The sequence below is a fragment of the Paraburkholderia sp. RL18-085-BIA-A genome, assembly GCF_046027075.1.
In the GTDB taxonomy this organism is placed as follows: Bacteria; Pseudomonadota; Gammaproteobacteria; order Burkholderiales; family Burkholderiaceae; genus Paraburkholderia.
Map to the genome: position 1 here is coordinate 1 of NZ_JARESU010000625.1, position 414 is coordinate 414.

The 414-nt window shown below is 63.5% G+C and carries 1 protein-coding gene; it reads right to left on the reverse strand.

Translation table 11 applies throughout. The annotated features are described in order from the left end of the window. Window positions 1-414, reverse strand: a 414-nt coding sequence (locus P0D89_RS54130; protein WP_408379856.1) for a tyrosine-type recombinase/integrase, incomplete at both ends; no start/stop codon positions are given.

Below are 414 nucleotides of genomic sequence, written 5' to 3' on the forward strand. Positions count from 1 at the left end.
ATGAGCCTCGTGCCAGTATGCACGCAGGATCTCGAGCAGCCGCGGCGAGAGCATCACGTAGCGGTCCTTACGGATTTTCCCCTGGTTCACCCGGATCACCATGCGCCGGCTGTCGATATCGGTGATCTTCAGGTGCACGACTTCCGACACCCGCAGCCCGGCGGCGTACGCGGTCATCAGGATGGTGCGCTGCTTGAGACTGGCGATCGACTCGAAGAAGGTGGTGATCTCCTCCAGGCTCAGAACGACCGGCAGTCTGAACGGCTTCTTCGGCAGTGGAAAGTCCTCGTCGCTCCAGGGTCGCCTGAGCGTCACGCGGTAGAGGAAGCGCAGTGCGCCGATCGTTGGACCGAGGCTGCCGGGGGCCAGCTTGCGTTCCTCGCGAAGATGGACGAGCCAGGCGCGGATCTCCTC